At 65.9% G+C, this 25,381-nt stretch carries 21 protein-coding genes, 1 tRNA gene and 1 riboswitch; of the genes, 15 read left to right on the top strand and 7 right to left on the bottom strand.

All coding sequences use genetic code 11. From position 1 onward, the window contains the following. The first annotated feature begins 27 nt into the window (after nt 1–27). Nucleotides 28–1,950, top strand: a complete 1,923-nt coding sequence (gene ftsH, locus ABIE08_RS12190; RefSeq protein WP_354551259.1) for an ATP-dependent zinc metalloprotease FtsH — start codon at nt 28–30, stop codon at nt 1,948–1,950. 67 nt (nt 1,951–2,017) lie between these two features. Here the strand turns inward: ftsH and ABIE08_RS12185 are convergent, their stop codons facing one another. Next, entirely contained in the window at nt 2,018–2,581 is a 564-nt protein-coding gene (locus tag ABIE08_RS12185) for a cysteine hydrolase family protein (protein ID WP_354551257.1), read from the bottom strand. Nucleotides 2,582–2,875: 294 nt separating this feature from the next. Here ABIE08_RS12185 and glmM point away from each other — a divergent pair, with 294 nt between their 5' ends. Both glmM and ABIE08_RS12175 read left to right on the top strand, forming a co-directional pair. Next, entirely contained in the window at nt 2,876–4,219 is a 1,344-nt protein-coding gene (glmM, locus tag ABIE08_RS12180) for a phosphoglucosamine mutase (protein WP_354551255.1), read from the top strand. A 285-nt stretch (nt 4,220–4,504) separates the two neighbouring features. Then, nucleotides 4,505–5,281, top strand: a complete 777-nt coding sequence (locus ABIE08_RS12175; protein WP_354551253.1) for an outer membrane protein — start codon at nt 4,505–4,507, stop codon at nt 5,279–5,281. Between the two features lie 130 nt (nt 5,282–5,411). Here the strand turns inward: ABIE08_RS12175 and ABIE08_RS12170 are convergent, their stop codons facing one another. Then, a complete protein-coding gene (locus ABIE08_RS12170; RefSeq protein ID WP_354551250.1) occupies nt 5,412–5,534 on the bottom strand; it encodes a hypothetical protein in 123 nt (40 codons plus the stop codon). Nucleotides 5,535–5,700: 166 nt separating this feature from the next. Here ABIE08_RS12170 and ABIE08_RS12165 point away from each other — a divergent pair, with 166 nt between their 5' ends. After that, a complete protein-coding gene (locus ABIE08_RS12165; protein WP_354551248.1) occupies nt 5,701–6,873 on the top strand; it encodes a phosphoserine transaminase in 1,173 nt (390 codons plus the stop codon). Between the two features lie 207 nt (nt 6,874–7,080). Continuing rightward, entirely contained in the window at nt 7,081–8,667 is a 1,587-nt protein-coding gene (gene serA / locus ABIE08_RS12160; protein ID WP_354551247.1) for a phosphoglycerate dehydrogenase, read from the top strand. Nucleotides 8,668–8,946: 279 nt separating this feature from the next. Here serA and ABIE08_RS12155 read toward each other — a convergent pair whose 3' ends face one another. Further along, the gene (locus ABIE08_RS12155) at nt 8,947–9,876 is read right to left on the bottom strand and encodes a DMT family transporter (protein ID WP_354551245.1); all 930 of its coding nucleotides are present in this window, start codon (nt 9,874–9,876) and stop codon (nt 8,947–8,949) included. Between the two features lie 158 nt (nt 9,877–10,034). Here ABIE08_RS12155 and ABIE08_RS12150 point away from each other — a divergent pair, with 158 nt between their 5' ends. The 7 genes from ABIE08_RS12150 (at nt 10,035) to ABIE08_RS12120 (ending at nt 18,607) form a co-directional block, all read left to right on the top strand. Beyond that, a complete protein-coding gene (locus ABIE08_RS12150) occupies nt 10,035–10,547 on the top strand; it encodes a ClbS/DfsB family four-helix bundle protein (protein ID WP_354551243.1) in 513 nt (170 codons plus the stop codon). A gap of 131 nt (nt 10,548–10,678) precedes the next feature. Further along, nucleotides 10,679–12,337, top strand: coding sequence for a mucoidy inhibitor MuiA family protein (locus ABIE08_RS12145; RefSeq protein WP_354551241.1), 1,659 nt, complete (start codon nt 10,679–10,681; stop codon nt 12,335–12,337). Between the two features lie 150 nt (nt 12,338–12,487). Further along, on the top strand, nt 12,488–13,780 hold the full coding sequence (locus tag ABIE08_RS12140; protein ID WP_354551239.1) for an adenylosuccinate synthase: 1,293 nt from the start codon (nt 12,488–12,490) through the stop codon (nt 13,778–13,780). 51 nt (nt 13,781–13,831) lie between these two features. After that, on the top strand, nt 13,832–15,676 hold the full coding sequence (locus ABIE08_RS12135) for a hypothetical protein (protein ID WP_354551237.1): 1,845 nt from the start codon (nt 13,832–13,834) through the stop codon (nt 15,674–15,676). A gap of 23 nt (nt 15,677–15,699) precedes the next feature. Beyond that, nucleotides 15,700–16,617, top strand: coding sequence for a lipid kinase YegS (gene yegS, locus ABIE08_RS12130; protein ID WP_354551235.1), 918 nt, complete (start codon nt 15,700–15,702; stop codon nt 16,615–16,617). A 51-nt stretch (nt 16,618–16,668) separates the two neighbouring features. Next, nucleotides 16,669–16,774: riboswitch (TPP riboswitch) on the top strand. Between the two features lie 112 nt (nt 16,775–16,886). Next, nucleotides 16,887–17,636 carry an ABC transporter permease gene (locus ABIE08_RS12125; protein WP_354551684.1) on the top strand — a complete coding sequence of 250 codons (750 nt, stop codon included), beginning with the start codon at nt 16,887–16,889 and terminating at the stop codon, nt 17,634–17,636. A 26-nt stretch (nt 17,637–17,662) separates the two neighbouring features. After that, on the top strand, nt 17,663–18,607 hold the full coding sequence (locus ABIE08_RS12120; protein WP_354551233.1) for an ABC transporter substrate-binding protein: 945 nt from the start codon (nt 17,663–17,665) through the stop codon (nt 18,605–18,607). 72 nt (nt 18,608–18,679) lie between these two features. Here the strand turns inward: ABIE08_RS12120 and ABIE08_RS12115 are convergent, their stop codons facing one another. From ABIE08_RS12115 to ABIE08_RS12105, 3 genes are all read right to left on the bottom strand, one after another. Continuing rightward, a complete protein-coding gene (locus tag ABIE08_RS12115; RefSeq protein ID WP_354551232.1) occupies nt 18,680–20,488 on the bottom strand; it encodes an adenylate/guanylate cyclase domain-containing protein in 1,809 nt (602 codons plus the stop codon). 184 nt (nt 20,489–20,672) lie between these two features. Next, entirely contained in the window at nt 20,673–21,590 is a 918-nt protein-coding gene (gene rpoH / locus ABIE08_RS12110) for an RNA polymerase sigma factor RpoH (RefSeq protein ID WP_354551230.1), read from the bottom strand. 123 nt (nt 21,591–21,713) lie between these two features. After that, nucleotides 21,714–22,724, bottom strand: coding sequence for an RluA family pseudouridine synthase (locus tag ABIE08_RS12105; RefSeq protein ID WP_354551228.1), 1,011 nt, complete (start codon nt 22,722–22,724; stop codon nt 21,714–21,716). Here ABIE08_RS12105 and ABIE08_RS12100 point away from each other — a divergent pair. Continuing rightward, the gene (locus ABIE08_RS12100) at nt 22,723–23,112 is read left to right on the top strand and encodes a hypothetical protein (protein ID WP_354551226.1); all 390 of its coding nucleotides are present in this window, start codon (nt 22,723–22,725) and stop codon (nt 23,110–23,112) included. The two genes, ABIE08_RS12105 and ABIE08_RS12100, sit on opposite strands and share 2 nt — an antisense overlap. A 125-nt stretch (nt 23,113–23,237) precedes the next feature. Further along, a tRNA-Glu gene (locus ABIE08_RS12095) sits at nt 23,238–23,312 on the top strand. An 89-nt stretch (nt 23,313–23,401) separates the two neighbouring features. On the opposite strand, the gene ABIE08_RS12090 is transcribed toward ABIE08_RS12095, so the two are convergent. Continuing rightward, nucleotides 23,402–24,304, bottom strand: coding sequence for a LysR family transcriptional regulator (locus ABIE08_RS12090; RefSeq protein WP_354551225.1), 903 nt, complete (start codon nt 24,302–24,304; stop codon nt 23,402–23,404). 92 nt (nt 24,305–24,396) lie between these two features. Between ABIE08_RS12090 and ABIE08_RS12085 the strand changes: the two genes are divergently transcribed. After that, a complete protein-coding gene (locus ABIE08_RS12085; protein WP_354551223.1) occupies nt 24,397–25,377 on the top strand; it encodes an NAD-dependent epimerase/dehydratase family protein in 981 nt (326 codons plus the stop codon). Nucleotides 25,378–25,381: the final 4 nt, after the last annotated feature.

The raw sequence follows: 25,381 nt of genomic DNA, 5'->3' as shown, positions 1-25,381 counted from the left end.
CGTAATCCTGCCCTTGAAGGGATTCTGATGAACGCGAATTTTCGCAACTTCGCAGTTTGGGTCATCATTGGCCTGCTGCTGATCGCCCTGTTCAATCTGTTTCAGAACCCGGGACCGCGCGCCGCCGGCCAGGACATTGCGTATTCGCAGTTCCTCAGCGACGTCGACAGCGGACGCGTGAAAAGCGTCGTCATCGCCGGACAGCAGATTTCCGGCAGCTATACCGACAATTCCAGCTTCCAGACCTTCGCGCCCAATGACGCGGATCTGGTCAAGCGCCTCGAGAACAAGAGCATCTCGATCACGGCGAAGCCGCCGACCGAAGGCGGCACCTCGCTGATCGGCGTGCTGATCTCGTGGTTCCCGATGTTCCTGATCCTCGCGGTCTGGATCTTCTTCATGCGCCAGATGCAGGGCGGCGCCGGCGGCAAGGCGATGGGCTTCGGCAAGTCCAAGGCCAAGCTGCTGACGGAGGCCCATGGCCGCGTCACCTTCGACGACGTCGCCGGTGTCGACGAAGCCAAGGAAGACCTGCAGGAGATCGTCGAGTTCCTGCGCGACCCGCAGAAGTTCCAGCGCCTGGGCGGCCGCATTCCGCGCGGCGTGCTGCTGGTCGGCCCTCCGGGTACCGGCAAGACGCTGACGGCTCGCGCCGTCGCCGGCGAAGCCAATGTGCCGTTCTTCACCATCTCGGGTTCCGACTTCGTCGAAATGTTCGTCGGCGTCGGTGCGTCCCGCGTGCGTGACATGTTCGAGCAGGCGAAGAAGAACTCGCCCTGCATCATCTTCATCGACGAAATCGACGCGGTCGGCCGTCATCGCGGCGCCGGCCTCGGCGGCGGCAATGACGAGCGCGAGCAGACGCTGAACCAGCTGCTGGTCGAGATGGATGGCTTCGAGCAGAACGAAGGCGTGATCATCATCGCGGCGACCAACCGTCCCGACGTGCTGGATCCGGCGCTGCTGCGTCCCGGCCGTTTCGATCGCCAGGTCATGATCCCGAACCCGGACGTCATCGGCCGTGAGAAGATCCTGAAGGTCCATGCCCGCAAGGTGCCGATGGCGCCGGACGTCGACCTGAAGACGCTCGCCCGCGGCACGCCCGGCTTCTCTGGTGCCGATCTGATGAACCTGGTCAATGAAGGTGCCTTGCTCGCGGCCCGCCGCAACAAGCGCATCGTCACCATGGCCGAGTTCGAGGACGCCAAGGACAAGGTGATGATGGGCGCCGAGCGCAAGTCGATGGCAATGACCGCCGAAGAGAAGCGCAACACCGCCTATCACGAGGCCGGCCACGCGATCATCGCGCTGCTGCTCTCGGGCACGATCGACCCGATCCATAAGGCCACGATCATTCCCCGCGGCCGTGCGCTCGGCATGGTGATGACGCTGCCGGAATCGGATCGCTACAACTGGACCTATGAGAAGGCCAAGTCGCGCCTGATCATGCTGTTCGGCGGTCGTGAGGCGGAGATCCTGACATTCGGTCCGGAAAAGGTGACGACCGGCGCCAGCGGCGACATCCAGATGGCAACCGGGCTTGCGCGCTCCATGGTCATGGAGTGGGGCATGTCGGAGCGTCTGGGCCGCGTGCGCTACCGTTCGAACGAGCAGGAAGTCTTCCTCGGTCATTCGGTCTCGCAGTCGACCAATATTTCCGACGAGACCGCCAAGATCATCGACGAGGAAGTACGCAAGCTGATCGAGGAAGGTGAAAGCGAGGCACGTCGCCTGATCACGGAAAACCGTGACAAGTTCGTCGCCATCGCCGAAGCCCTGCTCGAATACGAGACGCTGTCGGGCGAGGAAATCCGCAATCTCCTCGAAGGCAAGCCGCCGATCCGCGACACCGGGGACGATGTCCCGCCGTCGCGCCCCTCGGTGGTGCCGACGACCCGCGGTCCGCGCCCGAAGGGCGACACCGGCCTCGAGCCGCAGCCGCAGGTCTGATCGACCGCATGATTGCAAAAAGGGCGGGACCCAGGTCCCGCCCTTTTTCTTTGCCCGCTCGGTCGTTTCAGGCGGCCTTGGTGGCGGCAGCCGCGCCGATCAGGGTTTCGGAATCGGTGATGGTCGCGCCATAGATGGTGCGCAGATAGTCGATCGCCGCGGCGTTATCGACGCCGTCGAACACGCAGACGCCATCGGTCGGGATCTCGATGCCATAGCCGCGAATGAAGGCGCCGTAGCTGGAGTGCCGGACGCAGCAATGGGTGTGCTGGCCCACGATGACGACGTCGGTGACGCCATAGCCCTGCAGGATCTCGTGCAGTCCGGTCTCGTCGAAGGCGCCATAGAAGCGCTTGGGCGAGACGATCTCGCGCGGGGCGCCGATCGGCTTCAGCGCGTCGATGACGTCGGCGCCGCGCGTGCCGGCCATGGCGTGCGGCCCCCAGATGGCGATCTCGGCATCATCGGCGCGATGGGCATCATTCGAATAGACGAGGAGCCAATCCGGATTGGCGCGGGCATGATCGATCAGCCTGGCGATAACAGGCACGATTTTCGACGCATGCAGTTCGTTGTTCAGCACGCCAGAGTAGAAGTCGTTCAGCATGTCGACGGTGATGAGGGCCTTCATATCCTGCTCCTGATGCGGGAAGGGAAGACCCCCTTGCCATCCCGCCCGGCGGGGCGAAATGCACATTGCGTGTCCGGCTGAAATATTCGGCTTCCGAACCAAATTTCGGCAAGCCTGGCCGAATTGCTCAATGAAATCTGGACCTTATGGTCAAGGAATCGAGCCTGGATTTGTCGGCGTCGGTAACGGGCGAGTTGCAACGGGCCGGCGTGTAACAAGTGCTTATGATTTTTGAACGGTTTCGCCGCAATGCTGGGTTAAGACTGCCGGCGAATAAGGAGACGGATTCGACGCATGGCTCGCAAATTCTTCGGCACGGACGGCATTCGGGGCAAGGCCAACGCCTTTCCGATCACCCCGCAACTGGCACTGCAGGTGGGGATCGCCGCGGGGCTGGCGTTCCGGAATGGTGGCCATCGGCACCGCGTGGTGATCGGCAAGGATACGCGCCTGTCCGGCTACATGATCGAGCCGGCGCTGACGGCGGGGTTCACGGCTGCCGGCATGGATGTTTTCCTGCTCGGCCCGATGCCGACGCCGGCCGTTGCCATGCTGACCCGCTCGCTGCGCGCCGATCTCGGCGTCATGATCTCCGCCTCGCACAACCCGTATGAGGATAACGGCATCAAGCTGTTCGGTCCCGACGGCTACAAGCTTTCCGACGAGACCGAAGCGAAGATCGAGGCGCTGATCGAGGAGGACCTTTCCGGCCGCCTGGCCGGCTCCGCCGACCTCGGCCGCGCCAAGCGCATCGACGGCGCGCAGGAGCGCTATGTCGAATTCGCCAAGCGGACCCTGCCGAAAACCCTCGACCTCGCCGGCCTGCGCATCGTCGTCGATTGCGCCAATGGCGCCGCCTACAAGGTGGCGCCCGCCGTGCTTTGGGAACTCGGCGCGGAGGTGATCACCATCGGCGCCGAGCCGAACGGCTTCAACATCAACCTCGATGTCGGTTCGACGGCGACGGATGCGTTGCGCAGGAAGGTGCATGAGGTGCGCGCCGATATCGGCATCGCGTTGGATGGCGATGCCGACCGGGTCATCATCGTCGATGAAAATGGCGAAGTGGTCGATGGCGACCAGCTGATGGCCGTCGTCGCCCAGTCCTGGGCCGAGGATGGGCTTCTGTCGCAGCCGGGTATCGTGGCCACGGTCATGTCCAATCTCGGCCTGGAGCGCTTTCTGGCCTCGATCGGCCTCAGCCTTGCCCGCACCAAGGTCGGCGACCGCTATGTCGTCGAGCACATGCGCCAGCACGGCTTCAATGTCGGCGGCGAACAGTCCGGCCACCTGATCCTGTCCGATTTCTCGACCACGGGCGACGGCCTCGTCTCGGCGCTGCAGATCCTCGCGGTCGTGCGCAAGACCGGCAAGCCGGTCAGCGAAGTCTGCCGCCGCTTCGAACCGGTGCCGCAGATCCTCAAGAACCTGCGCTTCGGCGGCGGCAAGCCGCTGGAGAAGGCAAGCGTCCAGGCGGCGATCGCCGATGGCGAGGCGCGGCTTGGCAAGACCGGCCGCCTGGTCATCCGCCCCTCCGGCACGGAGCCGCTGATCCGCGTCATGGCCGAGGGCGACGATCACGCCCTGGTGGAAGCCGTGGTCGACGACATCATCGGCGCATTGAAGCTGGTCGCCTGAGCGGCCGACTCCCGGTCTTCGCCAACGTTATCCCCGGACGGGCCGTCGCGCTTGCTTGGCGCGGGGGCCCGAACCTTTTCCTGCAGGCGGAAATGCGCGGGGGAGGCGGGCTCGCACCGGGGGCGGGCATTTTTGACACGGCCGTTATGCTTAACCTTCCGTTGCGGCGGAAAGATTCTGGTTAAGAGTTGTAGTTAATCCGATGTTAAAAGGTTCTGGCTGAAATTCCGTCCCATGAGTTTCGGGATCGCGCAAGTCGTGGTCCGGCCTTCGATGGGGGATAGGATGACCAGATCAAGAATAGCGGCCCTCGCGATTGCGGCGGGCCTTGGCTGTGCAGTGCCCGGCGGCGCCGCGATCGCAGCGGACCTGCCTTATGTGGAGCCCGTGCCGTTGGCAACCGGCGGCTGGTACCTGCGCGGCGCCATCGGCATGAGCAACCAGCGCCTCGGCAATCTCGACTACCAGTATTTCGAGACCCCCGGCTACGCGACCGAGTGGATCAACAAGGGCGATTTCTCGTCCGCCCCGACCTTCAGCCTCGGCGCCGGCTATCAGTTCAACGACTGGTTCCGCGCCGACCTGACCGGGCAGTATCGCGGCAAGGCGGATTTCTCCGCGACGCAGCGCGTGACGCCGCTGGAAGGCGCTCCCTTTAGCGACGACTATACCGCACAGAAGTCCGAATGGCTGTTCCTGGCCAATGGCTATGTCGATCTCGGCACCTATCACGGCATCACGCCTTATGTCGGCGCCGGCATCGGTACGTCGCGCAACACGATTTCCGGCTTTCGCGACGTGAATACGGAACTGAATGGCGGCGGTTATGCCGGCAGCGATTCGCAGTGGAACTTCGCCTGGGCGCTCCATGCCGGCCTCGGCTTCAAGGTGACCGAGAACCTGATCTTCGATCTCGGCTACAGCTATGTCGATCTCGGCAATGGCAAGACCGACACCGCCTACAACATCGACCCGAATTATTCGCGGCCGAACGATGGCTTCAAGTTCAAGAACATCACCTCGCATGATGTGAACTTCGGCATCCGCTACCTGTTCAACTGATCGTTCCGCTCGGCCTGCCGGAAACTCCGGCATGGCAACGACCATGTGCTTGACCGAAAGCGCGCCACCTCCTGGTGGCGCGCTTTCGGCATTCAGGGCGCTGCGATGGCGTCCGGCTGGGGCATGGCGGCTAGATCCAGCCCTGCGATTTCGCCGCCTGCAGCAGCGTCAAGATCACGATGAGCACGAGAAGGACCAGTTGCCCCGACGGGCGGTAGGGCGGGCGGCGCGGCGGCTTGCCGTCGATCGTCATGGGATCTCCTGGACGCTGGGTCGAACTTCAGGGCTATTCCATGTAGCCGCAGCGGGGCCTATCGACAAAATTTCTTCCTCGTCTTGCTTTCCCTCCGGCCCAGGCGTAAACGCGTCGGCGGGACACGCCTCCCCAACGAGGCGCTGACTATCTGAGAGGATAGAAAATGGCTGACTTCGCTACGCCCGCCCGCCGGCCGGTGAACGCAAACTATTCTTCCGGCCCCTGCGCCAAGCGTCCTGGTTGGACCCTGGATGCGCTCAAGGATGCGGCCCTCGGCCGGTCCCACCGGGCCAAGATCGGCAAGACCAAGCTGCAGAACGCCATCGACCTGACCCGCGACGTGCTCGGCGTTCCCGCCGACTATCGCATTGGCATCGTTCCGGCGTCCGACACGGGCGCCGTCGAGATGGTGCTGTGGTCGATGCTCGGCGCCCGCGGCGTCGACATGCTGGCCTGGGAATCCTTCGGCGAAGGCTGGGTCACCGATGTCGTCAAGCAGCTGAAGCTGGAAGACGTTCGCACCTTCACGGCCGATTACGGCAAGCTTCCCGACCTCAACAAGGTCGATTTCGATCGCGACGTCGTCTTTACCTGGAACGGCACCACCTCGGGCGTCCGCGTTCCGAATGGCGACTGGATCGACGCCGACCGCGCCGGCCTGACCATCTGCGACGCCACCTCGGCCGCTTTCGCGCAGGATCTCGCCTGGGACAAGCTCGATGTCGTGACCTTCTCCTGGCAGAAGGTTCTCGGCGGCGAGGGCGCCCATGGCATGCTGATCCTCAGCCCGCGCGCCGTCGAGCGGCTCGAGACCTACAAGCCCGCATGGCCGCTGCCGAAGATCTTCCGCATGACCAAGGGCGGCAAGCTCATCGACGGCATCTTCGTCGGCGAGACGATCAACACACCGTCCATGCTGGCGGTCGAGGATTATCTCGACGCGCTCACCTGGGCGAAGTCTCTGGGCGGCTGGAAGGCCCTGCAGGCCCGCGCCGACGCCAACCTCAAGGTCCTGGCCGACTGGGTCGAGAAGACCAGCTGGATCGACTTCCTGCCGGTCGTCGAGAACACGCGTTCGAACACGTCGGTTTGCCTGATCATCACCGATCCGGCCATCAAGGCGCTCGACGACAAGGCGCAGGCCGCCTTCGCCAAGGCCGTCTCGACCGCGCTCGACAAGGCCGGCGTCGCCTATGACATCGGTTCCTACCGCGATGCGCCCGCCGGCCTTCGCATCTGGGCCGGCGCGACGATCGAGGCTTCCGATCTCTCCATCGTCACCGAGTGGCTCGACTGGGCTTTTGCCTCGCAGAAGGCCGCCCTCCAGGCCGCCTGATCCAACGCGCTTCCTGGCCGGGGTTCGCCCCGGCCGACATTCCCATTCCCCGTTTGATGCGCCAGCTTGTCCCGTTGGCGTCATCCCCGCGAAGGCGGGGATCCGTTCCGCCCAAGGCTTCGGCTGGATGGATCCCGGATCTCCGCTTCGCTTCGTCCGGGATGACGACTGATGGTGACGGCGGCGAACCCAAAGGAACCATTCACTATGGCACCGCGCGTTCTCATTTCCGACAAGCTCTCCAAGACCGCCGTCCAGATCTTCAAAGATCGCGGCGTCGAGGTCGACTATCTGCCCGACCTCGGCAAGGACAAGGAGAAGCTGCTCGAGATCATCGGCAATTATGATGGCCTCGCCATCCGCTCCAATACTAAGGTGACCGAGAAGGTCATCGCCGCCGCGAAGAACCTTCGCGTCATCGGCCGCGCCGGTATCGGCGTCGACAATGTCGACATCCCGGCCGCGACCGCCAAGGGCATCATCGTGATGAACACGCCCTTCGGCAATTCGATCACCACTGCCGAACACGCCATCGCGATGATCTTCGCGACCGCGCGCCAGATCCCCGAAGCCAATGCCTCGACCCAGGCCGGCAAGTGGGAGAAGAACCGCTTCATGGGCGTCGAAGTGACGGGCAAGACGCTCGGCATCATCGGCTGCGGCAATATCGGCTCGATCGTCGCCGAGCGCGGCGTCGGCCTCAAGATGCGCGTCATCGCCTTCGATCCGTTCCTGTCGCCGGAGCGCGCGATCGATCTCGGTGTCGAGAAGGTCGAGCTGGAGGAACTGTTCCGCCGGGCCGACTTCATCACCCTGCACACGCCGCTGATCGACAAGACCCGCGGCATCATCGACGCCAAGGCGATCGCGATGATGAAGGACGGCGTCCGCATCATCAATTGCGCGCGTGGCGGTCTCGTCGTCGAGAAGGATCTCGCCGAGGCGCTGAAGTCCGGCAAGGTCGCCGGCGCCGGCTTCGATGTGTTCGAGGAAGAGCCCGCGACCGAGAACGTGCTGTTCGGCCTGCCCAACGTCGTCGCCACGCCGCATCTCGGCGCCTCGACCACGGAAGCGCAGGAGAACGTCGCGCTGCAGGTCGCCGAGCAGATGGCCGACTACCTGGTCAAGGGCGCCGTCTCCAACGCGCTCAACATGCCGTCGATCACCGCCGAGGAAGCGCCGCGCCTGACGCCGTTCGTCAAGCTCGCCGAACAGCTCGGTTCGTTCGCCGGCCAGTTGACCGAGACGGGCATCACGGCGATCAAGCTCGAATATGAAGGCGCCGTCGCGGAGATGAATGTCCGCGCGCTGACCGCCGCGGCGCTCGCCGCCGTGCTGCGGCCGCAGCTGCAGACCATCAACATGGTCTCGGCCCCGGCCATCGCCAAGGAACGCGGCATCGCCGTGGAAGAAGTCCGTCGCGAGCAGCAGGGCGCCTATGAGAACTACATCCGCCTGACGGTGACGACGGAGCGCCAGGAGCGTTCGGTCGCCGGCACGGTGTTCGGCGACGTCAAGCCGCGCATCATCCAGATCAAGGGCATCAACATGGAGGCCGAGCTCGGTCCCCACATGCTCTACGTCACCAACAAGGACAAGCCGGGCTTCATCGGCCGCTTTGCCAGCTTGCTCGGCGCCGAGGGCATCAACATCGCCACCTTCAACCTCGGCCGCAAGGCTGCCGGTGAGGATGCCATCGCGCTGATCGAAGTCGACGAGGCGATCTCGGACAGCGTCATCGATCGCGTCAGCGCGCTTGAAGGCGTCGTCCAGGCCAAGCGCCTGACGTTCTGAGACTGGGCTTCATTGCCGGAATGAAGAGGGGCGACGGGCAACCGTCGCCCCTTTTTTTCTTTGCTTTCTGCCGGGGCGGTTGTGGTGGGGATGTGCGGCAGGCGCCGGCGGCTCGACCCGACGCCGCCGTCATCCTCGCGAAGGCGAGGATCCATGCAGCCGTGCCATTGGGAGCTTCATGCATTCGCCAACCCGGCTGAATGGATCCCGGGTCTGCGCCCGGGATGACGGCGAGGGTGGGGAGGAGGGCGAGACAGCTGGAAAGACAGGAAATGAAGGCTACCGCCCGAACGAGCGAATCCTGGCGAGGCTCAGCTGCGCCAGGGCTATGCCGCCGAGGATCAGCGCGTAGCCGGCGCCGTGATACCAGCGCGGCTGTTCGCCGAGGAACAGGATGGCGATGATCGAGCCGAACACCGGCAGCAGGTGGAAGAAGGGCCCGGCGCGGTTGGGGCCGATCAGGGCGACGCCGCGATTGAAGAACATGTAGGCGACGACCGACGGGATCACGACGACATAGGCAAGCACGGCGAAGGTCAGCGGCGTCGCGTGCATGACCTTGCCGGAGACGATCTCCCAGACGCAGAAAGGCAGGATCATCGCGGCCCCGGCTGGGATCGTGAAGCCAAGCATCGACAGGTAATGGATGCGCGGCCCCTTCTTCAGCAGCGCCGAATAGAAGCCATAGCAGCTGATCGCCACCAGCATGATGATGTCGCCGATATTGAGCGTCATATGCAGCAGCACGGCCGGATCGCCGCGGCAGATGATCAGGATGACGCCGCAGAGCGACAGGCAGACGCCGGTGATCTGCGCCGCCGTCATGCGGTCGCGGAACAGGATCAGCGACCAGACGCCAATGACCAGCGGCGCGATCGACTGCATCAGCAGGCCGTTGATCGCCTCGGTATATTGCAGCCCGTAATAGGCAAGCGTGTTGTAGGCGCCGATGCCGGAGGCGGCGAGCAGAAGCATCACGGCGAGGCTGCCGCGGATCGCCGGCCAGTCGCGTTTCAGATGCGGCCAGGCGAAGGGCAGGATGATGACCGAAGCGCCGGCCCAGCGCACCTGCGCCAGCGCAACCGGCGGGATGCTACCCGCGACATAGCGCCCGAGCACGATGTTGATCGCCCAGAACAGGAAGGTGAGGGCGAGCAGCAGATAGGGCCGGTTGAACAACCAGGCGAAGGCCCGCGAAAGCAATGACATGAACTGGCCTCGGACAGCGGAACGTCTGGATAGCGCTGTCGGGTGGTCGCTGCCAAGCGCCAACGCCTCGCCGCGCGGCTGCGATGGTTGTTTACCGGTTTGCAGCGGCGCGGCGGCATGGCTATGCCTTCGCGCTGATGAGGATGGAGAGACGGTTCATGGCAGTTCCGACCAGCAAGGCTGAGCTTCTCGAGGCGATCGAAACCAGCTTCGCCAAGCTGATGCAGGACCTTTCGACCGTGCCGGCCAGTCGGACCGCCGAAAAGACCCTGGAAGGGCATGTGCGGGATACGCGGATCAGCGTGCACGACCTCGTCGCCTATCTGACGGGATGGAACGAGCTCGTGCTGAAATGGCATGCGCGGCGCGATGCCGGCCTGCCTGTCTATTTTCCCGAGACCGGCTACGCATGGAACCAGCTCGGCCCGCTGGCGCAGAAATTCTACGCCGATTATGAGGACGTGCCCTTCGACGCCTTGCTGAGGCGCTTCGCCGATGCCAAGGGCCGCATCGTCGAACGGATCGAGAGCCAGGACGATGCCGCGCTTTATGGCGAACCCTGGTACGGCGCCTACACGATGGGCCGGATGATCCAGTTCAATACATCCTCGCCCTATGCCAACGCACGAGGACGATTGCGCAAATGGAAAAAGGAAAACGGCATCGCCTGAACCGCTGACGTGCCGCTTTTCATGGAATTCGCGCAATTGTGGCGCGGCGATACCACAATCGCGCGTTATGCGGCAGGAAGCGCGCCGGCGGTTCCATGGGTGGCGGCGCTTCATCATGCAGGGGAAGCCCGATGGCCAAGACAATCCTCGCTCTGACGCTGGCGGTGCTGGCCGCCTCCAGTGCGAATGTGCACGCCGCCGACCTGCCGCTCGGCAGCCGGATCACCGCCGTGACCGTGCATCCGCAAGGGGCGGCCGTGCTTCGCGAGGCGGCGTTCTCGGTGCCGCCCGGCGTCAGTGTGCTGGTAGCGGATGACCTGCCGGCCGATATGGTCGCCGACAGCCTGCGGGTCGAGGGCCTAGCGGCGGGCGGCGTCACCATCCGCTCGGTCGAGACGCGCGGCGCCAAGGCGGATGCGGACGCCGATCCCGCCCGCGCTGCTATCCTGGCCGAGATCGAGGTGCTGCGGGATCGGCTCGGCGCGCTCGACGACAAGCGGGCGGCGCTGGATCTGCGCGCAAAGTTCATCGACCAGTTGGCCGAGAGCGTGCCGCAGGGTCTGGCCAAGGGCATGGCGGAGGGCAAGTCGATCGGCGACTGGGTCCAGACTGCCGAAGGCCTCGGCCTCGAGAGGGAGAAGATCGACCAGCAGCGCGCGCAGATCGCCATCGACCGGCGCGGCATCGAGAAGACGCTTGCGACCCGGCAGTCCGCGCTGGACGACTTGCCGGTTGCGGCGCCAAAGCTGGAGGCGCGGATCGAGCTTCTGGCCAATCAGGCAGCGACCGGCAAGCTGACCCTCGGCTATCGCACGCAATCGGCGGGATGGAGCCCGGCCTATGACATCTCGCTCGCGCTCGGCGAAGCATTGGCAGAGCCGAAGCTGGAACTGGTCCGACGGGCCGAGCTGCACCAGGAGACGGGCGAGGATTGGGCCGGCGTGGCGCTTTCGCTTTCCACCAGCCGTCCTGCCGAAGGCACCCAGGCGCCGGAACTCGGCGAAAGCGTCGTGCGCTTCGCGCCGCGTTTCGCCCAGGACGAGGCCAGCGAATCGATGGCGCTGGTGCGCCCGGCGCCCGCGCCCCCGGCGCGCTACAAGATGGAGGCTGCCGGCGGCGGCGCGGATGCGATCGCACAGGCCGAGGCGGTTGCCGATTTCGGCGATTTCCGCGCCGAGTACCGGATTGCGGATCCGGTCTCGGTCTCCTCGGGGGAGGGCAGCCGGTCGGTGCGGATCGCGACGGAAAATCTGGCGCCGACGCTGGAGGTGCGCGCCGTACCGGCGGTCAGCGACGCCGCCTATCTGACGGCGCGCTTCCGCAACACGTCCGGCGCGCCCTATGTCGGCGGAAATGCGGTGCTCTATCGCGACGGGGCTTTCGCGGGGACCGTGCCGCTTGCTTTCACCGCGCCCAATGCGGAACTGACGCTCGGCTTCGGCATCGACGACAAGGTCGCCGTCACCCGCATCACGCTGGAGCGCAAGACCGGCGAGCGCGGGCTGATCTCGTCCGAGAAGACCGACGAGCGGCGCTATCGCATCAAGATCGAGAATCGGCACGCCCGGCCGATCTCGATCGTCGTGCTGGACCAGCTTCCCGTCTCCGAGGCGAAGACCATAACCGTGCAGGCTTTGCCGGAGGCGACGCCGCCGACCGCGAGCGCCGTGGACGGCAGACGCGGGGTGGTCGCGTGGGGCTATGATTATGCCGCCGGCGAAACAAAGGAGATCACCCACGCCTTTGCCGTCAGCTGGCCGGCCGATCAGGACGTATTCTGGGAGAATTGAGGGTCTGACATGCTCCGGCGGGGGTCGCGCCGGGCAGTTGGAGTCTATATAGTCCGCGCGCTTCGTCCTGGCAGCCTGCCGGGACGAAGCCTATCGCGCGCCGCGCATTGCGGCACAAGCAGTGGCTGGACGTCGAAAAAGGAAGTCTCAATGGCGAATGTAGTCGTCGTCGGATCGCAATGGGGCGACGAAGGCAAGGGCAAGATTGTCGACTGGCTCTCCGAGCGCGCCGACATCGTCGTGCGCTTCCAGGGCGGACATAACGCCGGCCACACGCTCGTCATCGACGGCGTTTCCTACAAGCTCAGCCTGCTGCCGTCCGGCGTCGTGCGTCCGGGCAAGATGGGCGTCATCGGCAATGGCGTCGTCGTCGACCCGCATGCGCTGGTGGCCGAGATCGGCCGCCTGGCCGCGCAGGGCGTCGCCGTCTCGCCCGACAATCTCCGCATCGCCGAGAACGCCGCGCTGATCCTGTCGCTGCATCGCGACCTCGACGCGTTCCGCGAGAACAGCAATTCCGGCACGCGCATCGGCACCACCAAGCGCGGCATCGGCCCGGCCTATGAGGACAAGGTCGGCCGTCGCGCCATCCGCGTCATGGACCTCGCCGACCTGCCCGCGCTGCGCGACAAGATCGAGCGCCTGCTGGCGCACCACAATGCGCTGCGCCGCGGTCTTGGCCAGGAAGAGATCCTCGCCGAAACGCTCTATGAAGAGCTCGCCTCGGTCGCCGACAAGGTCCTGCCCTTCATGGATTCGGTCTGGCAGCTGCTCGACCGCGAGCGCCGCGCCGGCAAGCGCATCCTGTTCGAAGGCGCGCAGGGCGCTCTGCTCGACATCGACCACGGCACCTATCCCTTCGTGACCTCGTCCAACACCGTCGCCGGCCAGGCATCGACGGGTTCGGGCGTCGGTCCGGGCGCGGTCGGCTATGTGCTCGGCATCACCAAGGCCTATACGACCCGCGTCGGCGAAGGTCCTTTCCCGACCGAGCAGACCGGCGAGATCGGCGATTTCCTCGGCACGCGCGGCCATGAATTCGGCACGGTCACGGGCCGCAAGCGCCGTTGCGGCTGGTTCGACGCGGTGCTGGTGCGCCAGACGATCCGCACGTCCGGCATTACCGGAATCGCGCTGACGAAGCTCGATGTTCTCGACGGCCTTGAAGAAATCAAGATTTGCGTTGGATATAGGCTGGATGGTCGCGAAATCGACTATCTTCCGGCTTCGCAGGCCGCGCAGGCCCGGGTCGAGCCGATCTACGAGACGCTGGAAGGTTGGAAGGATACGACCGCCGGTGCCCGTAGCTGGAACGATTTGCCGGCGCAGGCCGTAAAGTATGTCCGTCACGTCGAGGAATTGATCGGTGCGCCCGTCGCGCTCCTGTCGACCAGTCCGGAACGGGACGATACAATTCTGGTTCAGGATCCGTTTCAGGACTGAGGTTGTCGATCACAGGCGCCGGTTCGGACGTGTAGTTAGTAGAATGGGACGATGACCGACTATTACGCGGTATTGAAAAAGGCGGTTTCCGGGTTCGAGAGCGAATCCGGCGACGCGCGTCGTTCAGTTTACGACAAGGCGCGCACGGCGCTGATCGGACAGCTGAAGTCCATCGACCCACCTCTGACGACCTCCGAGATCTCGCGCCAGCGCCTGGAATTGGAAGAGGCGATCCGCAAGGTCGAACGCGAGGCCAGCGCCGCGCGTCCGGCCCCGGCTCGTGTCAGCGCCGCGGCGGCCGTCGCCGAAGCGCTTGCGGTTCCCGACGAGCCCGTCTCGCTGGACGAATCCGAATATGCCGAGGAGCTCGAGCACGAGCTGGAAGAGACGGTAGCGCCTCCGCCACCGCCCGCGCCGACTCCGCCGCCGGTTGCACCGCGACCCCGACCGGCCGCGCCGCCGACGCCGCGCGCGCCCGTTGTCGCGCCGACCCCGGCGCCGCCGCCGCGTCCGCCGCAGGATGTCTATCCCGACATCGGCAGCGACGACGAGCACGAGCATCAGCCCGAGCACGAGCCGGAACCCGACTGGCACGAGCCGGAGCCGCCCGCGCCCGTGCGGCAGCCGCCGCCGGTGCAGCCGCAATGGCCGCAGGTTTCGCCCACCAAGCCGAGCGCCTATGACCGCGCCGCGCCGCAGGGCCGCCGCGAGCCGCCCATGGTTGCGCCCGATCCGATCGACGAGCCGCGCTTCGATGTCGATGCGGATCACGATGACGGTCGTCATTTCAGCGCCGATGCCGATTGGGCGCCGGAGCCGATGCGCGTAACGCCCATGGGCAATGACGGCGTCGAGGAGCCGCGGGAGCGCCGGGCGTCGCGCCGCGAGCGCAACCGGGATGCCGAGCGTCCGCCCGTCTATGTCGAACGCACCAAGCCGTCGCGCTGGCCGACCCTTATCCTGCTGGTGCTGATCGGCCTGATGCTGGGCGGCATTGCCGCGCTCGCATGGTCGCAGCGCGGCGTGGTCAAGGACGTCATCGGCGACCTGATCTCCTCGGCCGACACCAGCGCCAAGCCGACGCTGGGCGAGGATCCGATCCCAACCGCATCGGCTCCCGTCAGCAGCAAGAATGCGGATCGCCTGGGTGGCGCTCCGGAAGAGGCGTCGCCCAAGGCGGTGCGCACCGTTGAGGCGCAGCCTGCCACGGACGGCGAAGAGGCGGATCCGCTCGCCGGCGTCATGACGCCGGATGGTACGGGTCCCGTCGCCGCGGCACCGGCGGCGGCAGAGCCCGCGGCCAGCGAGCCTGCTCCGGCTGAAGCTCCCAGCGCGCCGGCCGCCGGCAGCGCCGATGAGTCGCTCGTCGCACAGAAGGCCATTCTGTACGAACAGCCGACCGACGGCAGCCAGAACGTCAAGATCGTGAATGCCAACGTCACGTGGAAGTTCAACGCGAACTCGCCGAACGGTCCGGAGATCCAGGCCAATCTCGACGTTCCCGAAAAGAACATGAAGGTGACGCTGAACATCCGGAAGAACAACGACCCGGCGCTTCCGGCCAGCCATCTCGTCGAGATCGTCGTCGATACGCCGGCCAATTTCGCGGGCGGCGGCATCAAGTCGGTGCCGGCGCTGGTGATGAAGCCGACGGAGGAATCGCGCGGCCAGCCGCTCGATGGCGCCGCGGCGAAGGTTGCCGACGGCTTCTTCTGGATCGCCTTCTCCAACGACGCCGGCCCGCTCGCCCAGAACGTCGCGCTCATGCGCGAGCGCAACTGGATCGACCTGCCGATCGTCTACAACAACGATCAGCGCGCGATCCTGACCTTCGAGAAGGGCACGCCCGGCCAGCGGGTCTTCGACAAGGCCATGACCGCCTGGGGCAACAAGTAATCTCCCACCCGGCAGGATGAACCATGAAGATCCGGCTCATCCTGCATGGCAAGGCGGCGCGGGATCCTCGCGTCCGCGAGGCGGTCGGCGCGGTTCGCGCCGATGGCCATGTCGTTGAGGTCCGCGTCACCTGGGAGGCGGGCGACGCTGGACGTTTCGCCCGCGACGCCGTTGCCGACGCCCATCGCGGCGCGATCGATTGCATCGTGGCTGGCGGTGGTGACGGCACGGTCAACGAGGTCTTCGCCTCGGCGCTTGGCGCGGAGCCGCCGGAGTCCTGCACGTTCGGCATCCTGCCGCTCGGCACCGCCAACGATTTCGCGCATTCCACCAACATTCCCGTCGATGATTTGACCGCGGCGCTTCGGCTGGTCGTCGAGGCGCCGGCCTCGCGCATCGATGTCGGCAGCCTGAACGGTCGGGTTTTCGTCAATCTCGTCTCGGGCGGCTTCGGCTCGCGCGTCACGGTCGAGACCGATCCCGACCTGAAGCGACGCCTCGGCGGGCTCGCCTATGTCGTGACCGGCGTGACGCGGTTTCGCGAGCTCTCCGCCAGTCAGGGCCGCTTCCGCGCCGAGGGCTTCGAGTGGGAAGGCAGCTTCCTGGCGCTCGCCATCGGCAATGGCCGCCAGGCCGGCGGCGGCATCGTGCTGTGCCCCGAGGCCCGCCTCGACGACGGCCTGCTCGATCTCGCCATCCTGCCGGAACTGGCGGGCGACGCCCGCCTCGATGCCTTCACGCAGCTCTTGCTGCAGGGCGCGGCGGCGGTAGAAAGCCTGCAGGTCAAGACGCGAAGTTCCTGGATCGAATTCGATTCGCACGAGGCTCTGCACATCAACCTCGACGGCGAACCCGTGAAGACGCGGCACTTCCGCGTCGAATGCCGTCCCGCTTCCCTTCGCGTCCATCTCGGCCCGACCCCGCTCAACGGCACCGCATAGAAGCTGGTCAGCGAGGGGTCTTGCACCGCGCCGCGTCCTCGGCCATGCTCCGGCCATTCCGAGGGGTGTTCGCGGACGCGAGCTGAGATGGCCTAGGGCCGAACCCTTCGAACCTGATCCGGGTCATGCCGGCGAAGGGACGGGAAGCTGGTTCACGACGTCTGCTCGTCCCCATCGCTATAGGCATGGCCTCGTCCGTATTCCGGAGGAGCGGCTTCGCCATGGTGGCAAGGGCTGAGTTTGAGGCGGGAGACAAGCGGCGCGGCTGGATGGCCGGCGTCCTGCGGGCCCTTATCGTCGCCGTGGCGCTGGTCGCCATCTGGCAGGCGGTGATCCTCGTCTTCGCGCCGCCGCCCTTCATGCTGCCGCCGCCCTCTCGCGTCTGGCGCGCGCTGGTCGAGCGCCCCGATCTCTGGCGGCGCGATGCCGTCACCACCCTCATCGAGACCGTATCCGGGCTGATCACCGGCGCGCTGGCAGGCATCATGCTGGCGCTGGTCATGACCTTCGTGCCGACGATCCGCCGCATCCTGATGCCGCTGCTGATCGTCACCCAGGCCTTTCCGGTCTTCGCCATCGCGCCGCTGCTCGTCCTCTGGTTCGGCTTCGGCATCGGCTCGAAGATCGTCATGGCCACGATCGCCATCTTCTTCCCCGTGGCCTCGGCCTTTCATGACGGTCTGGCCCGCACCGAGGCCGGGCTCATCGACCTGAGCCGGCTCTATCGCGCCAGGCGCTGGCAGGAGATTCTCTATCTACGCGTGCCCGACGCCTTGCCGGCGCTGGCCTCCGGCCTGCGGGTTGCCGCCGTCTATGCGCCGGTCGGCGCGCTGATCGGCGAGTGGGTCGGCGCCTCGTCCGGGCTCGGCTACGCCATGCTGATGGCGAACGGCCGCGCGCAGACCGACGTCGTCTTCGCCGCGCTGGTCATCCTCGCGGCCATGGCCGTGCTGGTCCGCGCCGTGGTCGAGATCGCCACCCGCCATATCGCCCCCTGGGCGCCAGAAACCCTCCGCTAACGTTCTGCATCTGCAAAGGAAAACGCATGAAACCCTTCATCCGGCTCGCGGCGCTCGGTCTGGCAGCGGCTCTGACGATCGGACCGGTCCAGGCGGCCGACAAGCTCACCGTGCTGCTCGACTGGTTCTATAATCCCGATCACGCCCCGCTGGTGATCGCCGAGGAAGCCGGCTTCTTCGAAAAGCATGGCCTCGACGTCGAGATGATCGCGCCGGCCGACGCCTCGGCGCCGCCCAGGCTGGTCGCCGCCGGGCAGGCCGACATCGCCATCACCTATCAGCCCGACCTGATGCTTCAGGTGAAGGAAGGCCTGCCGCTCACCCGCATCGGCACGCTCATCGAGACGCCGCTCAACGCGCTGATCGTGCTCAAGGACGGGCCGATCCGGTCGCTTGCCGATCTCAAGGGCAAGAAGGTCGGCTATTCCGTCGCCAGCCTGCAGAACGCCTATATCGGCGCGATCCTCAACTCGGTCGGCCTGAGCGAGAAGGACGTCGAGATGGTCAACGTCAACTTCAACCTCTCGACCTCGCTGATGTCCGGCCAGGTCGATGCGGTCATCGACGGCTATCGCAATGTCGAGCTGATCCAGCTTGGCATCGAGGGCAAGCCGGGCGTCGCCTTCTTCCCGGAAGAGCATGGCGTGCCGGCATATGATGAACTGATCTATGTGACGCGCAACGAACTGCGCGGCGACCCGCGCATGGCCCGCTTCCTTGCCGCCGTCGAGGACGCGACGATCTTCCTGACCAATCATCCGGACGAGGCGCTGGCGATGTTCGTCAAGTCGCACAAGGAACTGGATGACAAGCTGAACCGCGAGTCGTTCGCGGCGACCCTGCCGCGCTTCGCCAAGCGTCCGGCCGCGCTCGACATCGGCCGCTATGACCGCTTCGCCGCGTTCATGAAGGCGAGGGGGCTGCTGGACACGGTCCCGCCGATCGACAGCTACGCGATCGCACCGCGCTAATCGTTTCAGACGAAACCTTGACCCAGCCCTCAGTCCCAGCAGCGGAGGGCTGGGTTGATCGGCTCGCGGCGCCTAATCGGGAAGGCCCGCCATCTGCAGGCCTTCCATGTATCGGTCGAGCGCCGGGCCGGCGAGGTTCTGGATGCCTGCGCGCACGCCGGCCAGGGTCAGCGCCGGGTTCTCGGCCAGCAGCCGGCGCACGGCATGCCGCGCCAGGCTCGTCTGGCCGGCAAGGGCTGCCGAGGTCGCGAGCAGGCGATAGGCCCAGACCATGCCGGGGCGGCCATGCAGTGCCTGCGCTGCCCAATGCGCCGCCTCGGCATAATGCCCGAGCAAGAAGTGGCAGGTGGCCATGCCGGCGAAGGCATTGAACTGGATCGGATCTTCCGGGCTCAGCGCGATGGCTTTCTCGAAGCTCTCTATGCCCAGTTCCGGTCGCTCCGAATAGGCCTGCGCGTAACCCAGCCGGGTCCAGGCCCAGGCGAAGGTGCTGTCCAGCGCGATCGCCCGCTCGATGAAGAGCAGTGCCCGCGACTGGTCGGTTTGCAGGATGGAGAAGGTGGCGCCGATCGCGGTCATGACGAGCGGGTCCGGCTCCGCCAGTTCCGCGGCCAGTTCGGCGAGCTCGATGGCCTCGGCGCGATCCCGGATGGGATCCTCGGACCAGAGATAGGTGATCTGCTGGCTGAGGCACCAGCCCTTCAGGCTGAGCGCGCCGCTGGAGCGGGGATCGATCGCCAGCGCCTTCTCCAGCAGCGCCAGGGCGGCGGCGTTGTCCTCGCGCCGATGGGCCCAGAAATGCGGCATGGCCTGCAGGATCAGGTCGTGCGTCTTCAGCGTCTCGGCGGTCTTGCGCTTGGCCCGTTCGATCTCGGCCGTCCGGATCGCGGGGCGGAGCGCGCCGGCGACCAGCGTCGCGACATCGTCCTGCAGCGTCAGCGGGTCGTGGATGGTGCCGTCCTTGCGGCCGGACCAGAGATGCGCGCCCGTTTCGGCCTCGACCAGCTGGGCGGTGACGCGCAGCACCTCGCCGGACTGGCGCACGCTGCCCTCGATCACGTAGCGCACGCCGAGATCGCGGCCGAGCGAGCGCACGTCGGTCGGCTTGCCCTTGTAGGTGAAGGCGGAATTGCGGGCGACGACGCGGATGTCGCGCACGCGCGACAGCGTCGCGGTCATTTCCTCGACCACGCCATCGGCGAAGGATTCATGATCGGCGCGCGGCGACAGGTCGTCGAAAGGCAGCACCACCGTGAGCGGGCGGAGATCCGGCGCCTCCGCCGGTTTCAGGGCGGGAACCGCCAGGCTGCCAGGGGTCAGCGTCTGCCCCGCCGTCGGCACCAGGCGCGGCATAGGCTTGCCCTCGGGCATCCAGAACCAGGCTTCGACGGGGTAGGGGATGCTGCGCAGGGACAGGAAACCAGCCGGCTTGAACGCGGCGGCGGGCTCGCCCAGCAGCTGCCAGCGCACGGAATGGGTGATGGCGATGCCGCCCGGCGGGGCGGCCGTCTGCAGCCGCATGGCAAAGCCGATCGCGGCGCCGAAGCGGTCGTCGTCGGTCAGGATGAGGTCGGCCAGGACGATTGCCGCCCGGACTTCGATCGGCGGGCGATCACGCGCCGCATTGCGGGCGGCCATGCCGTTCTGGAAAGCCATCGTCCACTCGACGGCGTCGAGAACGCTGGCGAATTCGATCAGGCCGCCATCGCCCATCGTCTTGATGATATGGGCGCCAAAGCGGGCAATCGTCGGACGCACGAGGTTGCGATAAATCGAGCGGACTTCGCGGATCGCGCCGAGCTCATCCCGCTGGATCAGCTCCGAGTAGCCGACCATATCCAGCGCAGCAATGACGGTCAGTCGACGACGCGCGCGCGCCATGATGGTTCCCCGACACCGAATTGTATGAGCAATGTGGCCCGCCTAAGCTTACGCTGGGGCACGTCCCTATCAGCCGCATACAACATCGCCGTCGCTTTCGCAACGGTTTCGTTTGTCAGGAAAGTCGAAAGTGTCTCGCGTTGGCAGAAATGTCGCCCAACGCGGCAGGACCGGCGCCTGAGCCTCAGGCGTCGGTCGCGGCGAGCTCGTCCTCGCCATGGTTGCGCTCGAGATCCCGAGCGCCCCTTTTGACGGCCTTCTGCACCTTTTCGAAGGCGCGGACCTCGATCTGGCGAACGCGTTCGCGGCTGACGCCGAACTCGGACGAGAGTTCCTCGAGGGTCATCGGGTCCTCGGCGAGGCGGCGTGCCTCAAAGATCCGGCGTTCGCGGTCGTTCAGGACGCCCATCGCGTCGCGCAGGAGCTGGCGACGATTGTCGGCCTCTTCCTGGTTGGCGAGGATGGTTTCCTGGTTGTCGCTGTCGTCGACGAGCCAATCCTGCCACTCGCCGCCTTCGGTGTCGGCGCGGAGCGGCGCGTTCAGCGAGGCATCGCCGCCAAGGCGACGGTTCATCGAGATGACGTCCTCGGTGGTGACGCCGAGCTTGGTGGCGATCTGCTCGACCTGGTGCGGCTTCAGATCGCCTTCCTCAAGCGCCTGGATCTGGCTCTTCATCTTGCGCAGATTGAAGAACAGGCGCTTCTGGTTGGCCGTCGTGCCCATCTTGACCAAGCTCCACGACCGCAGGATGTACTCCTGGATCGAGGCCTTGATCCACCACATGGCATAGGTCGCGAGGCGGAAGCCCTTTTCAGGCTCGAACCGCTTCACGGCCTGCATCAGGCCGACATTGCCCTCGGAGATCACCTCGCCGATCGGCAGGCCGTAGCCGCGATAGCCCATGGCAATCTTGGCGACGAGACGCAGATGGCTCGTCACCAGACGGTGCGCGGCGCTGCGGTCGTCATGTTCCTTGTAGGCCTTGGCCAACATATATTCTTCATCCGGCGCCAGCATGGGAAAGCGGCGGATGTCGTCGAGATAGCGTGAGAGTCCGGCTTCGCCGGACGCGATGACAGGAAGACTTGCTCTGGCAGCCATATGTGCCCCCTCCGTTCTTGCCGGCGTTCCCCGAAAGCCAACACCGGTCGCGGCCATGTTGGCCCGCATGGAGATATATAGGCACGAAATACAAGTTTAACAGGACTCATCGGTCCCAAAGCATCACAGTCCGGTGAAAGCCTCGATCAGATTGGCCAGATCCTCGGGCGGTTCGCTTTCGAAATGCAGGGTTTCGCCGGTTGTCGGATGCTCGAAACCGAGCAGCCAGGCATGCAGTGCCTGGCGGTGGAATGAGGCGATCGCCGAGCGCGCCGGCTCCGGGATCAGGCTCATCTTGGTCAGGAAGCCCTTGCCATATTCCTGGTCGCCGATCAGCGGATGCGCCATGGCCGCCATGTGGACGCGGATCTGGTGCGTGCGGCCGGTTTCCAGCCGCAGGTCGATCAGGCTGGCGATCGGGTTCTTCGGGTCGCCGAAGCGGTCCTGCACCGTATAGTGGGTGATCGCTTCCTTGCCGCCGGTCTTCAGCACGGCCATCTTCAGCCGGCTGGTCGGCGAACGTCCGATCGGCGCGTCGACGAGACCATAGGGCAGGGACGGCACGCCCCAGACGATGGCGCGATAGCCGCGCTCGAGCGGGCCGGTGCGGCCATGGTCGGCGAACTGGTTGGCGAGGCGCTTGTGGGCGCGGTCGTTCTTGGCCACCACCATCAGCCCGGTCGTGTCCTTGTCGAGCCGGTGCACGATGCCCGGCCGGCGCACGCCGCCAATGCCGGAAAGGCTGTCGCCGCAATGGGCGATCAGCGCGTTGACCAGCGTGCCCGACCAATTGCCGGCGGCCGGATGGACCACGAGGCCTGCCTGCTTGTCGATGACGAGCAGGTCGCTGTCCTCATAGACGACGTTGAGCGGGATCGGCTCGCCTTCCGGCTCCGGTGCGACGGCCGGCGGCACGGCGACGCGGATGACGTCGCCCGCGTTGACCGCCTTTTTGGCCTCCACTATGGTCGCGCCGCCGATAGAGACGTGGCCGGCCTCGATCAACACCTTGAGGCGGCTGCGGGAAAGCTCGGCGATCGCGGTGGCCAGATAGGCGTCGAGGCGACGGCCTGCCGCGTCCGGTTCGACCACGAGGTCGACGATTTCCTCGCCGTCATCCGGAAACTGATCCATGGTCAACTCTACTTCCTCTTCGAACCAGCCCGGCGCGCAGCAGCCCGGCGGCGATACGCCCCTCGATCCCGCCGTCGAGCGCGTCCGGCTGAAGCTGAGACGTCTGATCCTGGTATCGAGTTTGACGGTGGTGCTCGGCTTCGTCGCCGTGCTGTTCGCCGTCATCTATCGGATCGGCCCCGGCGGAAGCAAGTCCGGTCTCACGCCATCGTCGGCCGAGCTTCGCATCGAGCAAGCGATTCCGGCCGGGTCGCGGGTCATTTCCTCGTCGCTGAACGGCGACCAACTGGCCCTGACGCTGGATGCCGCCGGCGACACCCGCGTCGTGATCCTCAACATCAATACGGGCAAGGTCCTGCGCAACATCACGCTGGGCGTCACGCCGTAGGATTTCCGCCATTTGGCCTCCCTGCGGCGAAGTTCTGCACAGGGAGATGCGAAGAACCTTGGCGAGATGGCTTGCCAAGGTTCCGATCACCCGGTATATCGCCGTCATCCGCAGCAAACGGATCCGCGCCCATCGTCTAGCGGTCAGGACGTCGCCCTCTCACGGCGAAAGCAGGGGTTCGATTCCCCTTGGGCGTACCAAAATTTGCACCTCCCCCTGAAATGACTGATCTCTGAGTGTTTGTGGCCTCGCACTGTCTTGCGGGCTCTTTCCGTACGCCGATCGCGTGTCAGCCTGCCAGCGGCCTGCCGGCGACGTAGTTGCTGAGCCCCGCGACCAGATGATCGAAGACCAGCCGCATCCGCCGCACCGTGCCGAGATCCTCATGCATCGCGACCCAGCATTCGAGCGGGTAGGCGAATTCTTCCGGCACGAGATGCACCAGATCGGGATCAAGCGCCGCGAGACGGCTCTGGCAGCCGCCAATCCCGAGGCCGGCGCGGATCGCGGCGAGTTGCGTCGTGTCACTGTCGGTGCGCAGGCTGAACATGTCTCGCGTCAGCGGCAGGCCGAGCTTCTGCAGGGCGCGGATGGCCGGGGAATCGCGGTCATAGCCGATCAACGCATGGCCGGAGAGCTCGGCCAGCGTCTTCGGCGTGCCTCGCTGCGCGAGATAGCGCCGATGCGCATGCAGGCCGATATCGACCGCGCCGATGCGCCGCGCCAGCAGTGCCCCCTGGGTCGGCCGCGCCATGCGGACGGCGATGTCGGCCTCGCGCCGCATCAGGTCCTCGTTGCGGTTGGATACCACCAGCTCGATGGCGATATGCGGATGCCGCTCGAGGAAGGGCCGCAGGATGGCCGGCAGGATCTCGGTGCCGACCACCTCGCTCGCCGTCAGCCGGACCGTGCCGCGATCCTCGCGCGCTTCGCCCGAGGCGGCGCGGACAAGGGCATCGGCCGCGGCCGCCATGGTTGCCGCATGCGGTTCCAGCTCCAGTGCCGCTTCGGTTGGCGTCAGGCCAGTGCGGGAGCGCGTGAACAGCACGACGCCCAGCGATTGCTCCAGTTCATCGATGTGACGGCCGATCGTTGGCTGGGTCAGGCGCAAACCGCGCGCGGCCTTCGAAAGGCTGCCATCGCCGAGCACGGCAAGGAACGAGCGGAAATGATCCCATGATGGCGTCATCATTCAAGAATGTATGACTGCTATCCGAAGTTCAACAATTTAGAATAGGAGCTCGGCGCGCGATCTTCTCGTCATCGGAACGACAGGAGATGATCATGACGGATAGCAGGATTGCGTTGGTAGTAGGTGCAACGGGCGGCGTTGGCGGCGCAGTGGCGCGCGTGCTGCTCGTCCGTGGCTGGAAGGTGCGCGGGCTGAACCGGGACCCGGCCGCGGCCAGCCGCAAGCCGGGCGGCGAGGGCATCGAATGGGTACGGGGCGACGCCATGAACGCCGCCGACGTGATCGCCGCCGCGAAGGGCGCCGAGGTGATCTTCCATGGTGCCAATCCGCCCGGCTATCGCAACTGGAAGGGTCTGGCGCTGCCGATGCTGGAAAGCACGATCGCCGCGGCCAAGGCGGTCGGCGCGCGCATCGTCTTCCCGGGCACGGTCTATAATTTCGGCCCGGATGCACGGCCCCTGGTCGACGAGACCGCATCGCAGCGGCCCACCACCCGCAAGGGCAAGATCCGCGTCGCCATGGAGCAGCGTCTGCGCGAGACGGCGGCGGCGGGCACGCCGGTGCTGATCGTGCGCGCCGGCGACTTTTTTGGTCCCCATGCCGGCAACAACTGGTTCACCGCTGGAATCGTCAAGCCGGGCGTGCCCGCGACGACCATCCGCTACCCGGGCAAGCGGGATATCGGCCACGCCTGGGCCTATCTGCCGGACCTGGCCGAGACGATGGTGCAGCTGATCGAGCGCGCCGACGCTTTGGGGCCGTTCGAGGTCTTCCATTTCCGCGGCCATTATTTCGAACGCGGCGTCGAAATGTCGGAAGGCGTGGCGGCGGTGGTCGGAAGGCCGGGCAGCCGGATCCGGGGCTTCCCCTGGTTCGCGGTCTATCTTGGCGCGCCGTTCGTCGAGATGTTCCGCGAGCTGATCGAGATGCGCTATCTCTGGACGGAGCGGCTCGAACTCGACAACCGCAAGCTTCTCGCCTTTATCGGCCAGGAACCGCATACGCCGCTGCCCGACGCCCTGCGCACGACGCTGACGGCGATGGGCTCGATGCCGGGCGTGCGCGCCGGCTGAGCAG

The organism is Kaistia defluvii (assembly GCF_040548815.1).
GTDB classification, from domain to species: domain Bacteria; phylum Pseudomonadota; class Alphaproteobacteria; order Rhizobiales; family Kaistiaceae; genus Kaistia; species Kaistia defluvii_A.
This window is presented reverse-complemented; position numbering and strand designations above follow the sequence as displayed.